Source organism: Streptomyces sp. UH6, from assembly GCF_013421635.1.
Classification (GTDB): Bacteria; Actinomycetota; Actinomycetes; order Streptomycetales; family Streptomycetaceae; genus Streptomyces; species Streptomyces abyssomicinicus.
In genome coordinates, this window is the sequence record NZ_JACADT010000819.1 from 1 (window position 1) to 2,571 (window position 2,571).

The window sequence follows — 2,571 nt, forward strand, 5'->3', positions numbered from 1 at the left end:
GTTCGCCGGTCCGAGGACGGGACGGAGCGGGTACAGCAGCGAAATTCGGCTGACGCGTGCCCGCCGGCCGCCCTACGGTCACACCATGAACACCGTCACCATCACCCTCGCCGACCGGCAGCTCCGTGAGCTGGCCGAGCGGGCGGACGCCGAAGGCCGGGAGCCCGAGGGGTTCGCCGCGGAAGCCGTGGCGGCCGTGCTCCGGCAGCGGGCCGCGGAGGTCCGGCAGGCGGGGGCGGCGTACGCCGAGGCCCACGCCGAGCTGCTGCGCAGGCTGGGGGAGTAGCGGTGCGGCACCTCACCGTGGAGGACGTCCTGGCGCTCGCCGCGCTCGGCTGTGGCGGCCAGGAGATCGCCGTCCGGGACGACAACCTGCTCGCCTCCGCCGTGCAGCGGCCCCGGTCACGGATGTTCGGGACGGAGGCGTACCCGGGGCTCTGGGAGAAGGCCGCCGCACTGCTGCACGGACTGGCGCGCAACCATCCCCTGGTCGACGGCAACAAGCGCCAGGCGTGGATGGCCACCGCCGTGTTCCTGCACCTCAACGGCGCGCCGATGCTCCACGCCGACCAGGACGCCGCGTACACGCTGGTCGTCGCGGTGGCCTCCGGGGAGGTCGCTGACGTCGAGGTGATCGCCTCGCGGCTGCGCGAGCTGGCCGGCGCGGTGTGAGGTCGGTCCCATCGGGGGTGGGCGCGGTGTGGTAGCGGCAGGGAGGCGGCCGGGCCACCGATAAGGTTGCTCGGTCGTCCTCGCGTAACCGATCCCCCGAACCGGAGACCGTGACTACTTCCGCCGGATACAGCGTCCCCTCCCCCTCCACGCACCTGTCGCCAGCGTTCCCGGGCCGCGCCCCCTGGGGCACCGCCGGCAAGCTGCGCGCCTGGCAGCAGGGGGCCATGCAGAAGTACCTGGAGGAGCAGCCCCGCGACTTCCTCGCGGTGGCCACCCCCGGCGCCGGCAAGACGACCTTCGCCCTCACCCTGGCGTCCTGGCTGCTCCACCACCACGTGGTCCAGCAGGTCACCGTGGTGGCGCCCACCGAGCACCTGAAGAAGCAGTGGGCGGAGGCCGCCGCCCGGATAGGCATCAAGCTCGACCCCGAGTACAGCGCGGGCCCGCTCGGCCGGGAGTACGACGGCGTCGCCGTCACCTACGCCGGCATCGGCGTGCGCCCCATGCTGCACCGCAACCGCGTCGAGCAGCGCAAGACCCTGGTGATCCTCGACGAGATCCACCACGCCGGCGACTCCAAGTCCTGGGGCGAGGCATGCCTGGAGGCGTTCGAGCCGGCCACCCGGCGGCTCGCGCTCACCGGTACGCCGTTCCGGTCGGACACCAACCCGATCCCCTTCGTCACCTACGAGGAGGGCAACGACGGGATCCGCCGCTCCTCCGCCGACTACACCTACGGCTACGGCTCGGCCCTCGGCGACGGCGTCGTCCGTCCGGTGATCTTCCTGTCGTACAGCGGCAACATGCGCTGGCGCACCAAGGCGGGCGACGAGATCGCCGCCCGTCTCGGCGAGCCGATGACCAAGGACGCGGTCAGCCAGGCGTGGCGGACCGCCCTCGACCCCAAGGGCGAGTGGATGCCCGCGGTGCTGCGCGCCGCCGACCAGCGGCTCACCGAGGTCCGCAAGGGCATCCCCGACGCGGGCGCCCTGGTGATCGCCTCCGACCAGGAGTCGGCCCGCGCCTACGCCAAGCTGATCCGCGACATCACCGGGGAGAAGGCCACCCTGGTCCTCTCCGACGACACCGGCGCGTCCAAGCGGATCGACGAGTTCAGCCAGAGCGAGGAACGGTGGATGGTCGCCGTCCGCATGGTGTCCGAGGGTGTCGACGTCCCGCGCCTGGCGGTCGGCGTGTACGCCACCACCATCTCCACGCCGCTGTTCTTCGCCCAGGCCGTCGGCCGCTTCGTGCGGTCGCGGCGCCGGGGCGAGACCGCCTCCGTCTTCCTGCCGACCGTGCCGGACCTGCTGACCTTCGCCAACGAGATGGAGGTGGAACGGGACCACGCCCTCGACCGGCCGAAGAAGCACGGCGAGGAGGACCCGTACGCCGAGTCCGAGAAGGAGATGGCGGAGGCCAACAAGGAGCAGGACGAGGACACCGGCGAGCAGGACATGCTGCCCTTCGAGGCGCTGGAGTCCGACGCGGTCTTCGACCGGGTCCTCTACGACGGCGCCGAGTTCGGCATGCAGGCCCACCCGGGCAGCGAGGAGGAGCAGGACTACCTCGGCATCCCGGGGCTGCTGGAGCCCGACCAGGTCCAGCTGCTGCTCCAGAAGCGGCAGCAGCGGCAGATCGCGCACAGCCGGCGCAAGCCCTCCGAGGAGGCCGACCTGCTGGAGCTGCCGGCGGACCGGCGGCCGGTGGTGAGCCACAAGGAGATGATGGAGATGCGGCGGCAGCTCAACAATCTCGTCGGCGCGTACGTCCACCAGAGCGGGAAGCCGCACGGGGTGATCCACACGGAGCTGCGCCGGGTCTGCGGCGGGCCGCCGGCCGCCGAGGCCACCGCCGGTCAGCTGCAGGCGCGCATCGCCAAGGTCCAGGAGTGGG

At 72.3% G+C, this 2,571-nt stretch carries 3 protein-coding genes; all 3 read left to right on the top strand.

The genetic code is table 11. The annotated features are described in order from the left end of the window. Nucleotides 1-85 precede the first annotated feature (85 nt). Nucleotides 86-286 carry a hypothetical protein gene (locus tag HW445_RS26260; RefSeq protein ID WP_180223368.1) on the top strand — a complete coding sequence of 67 codons (201 nt, stop codon included), beginning with the start codon at nt 86-88 and terminating at the stop codon, nt 284-286. A gap of 2 nt (nt 287-288) precedes the next feature. Continuing rightward, nucleotides 289-672: a type II toxin-antitoxin system death-on-curing family toxin gene (locus tag HW445_RS26265; RefSeq protein ID WP_180223369.1), complete on the top strand. Its 384-nt coding sequence runs from the start codon at nt 289-291 to the stop codon at nt 670-672. Between the two features lie 110 nt (nt 673-782). Further along, on the top strand, nt 783-2,571 hold a 1,789-nt coding region (locus HW445_RS26270), incomplete at its 3' end, for a DEAD/DEAH box helicase (protein WP_180223370.1).

Coding starts and splice junctions, on each gene's coding strand:
- HW445_RS26260 (WP_180223368.1), top strand. CDS start 86: ATGAACACCGTCACCATCACCCTCGCCGACCGGCAGCTCCGTGAGCTG.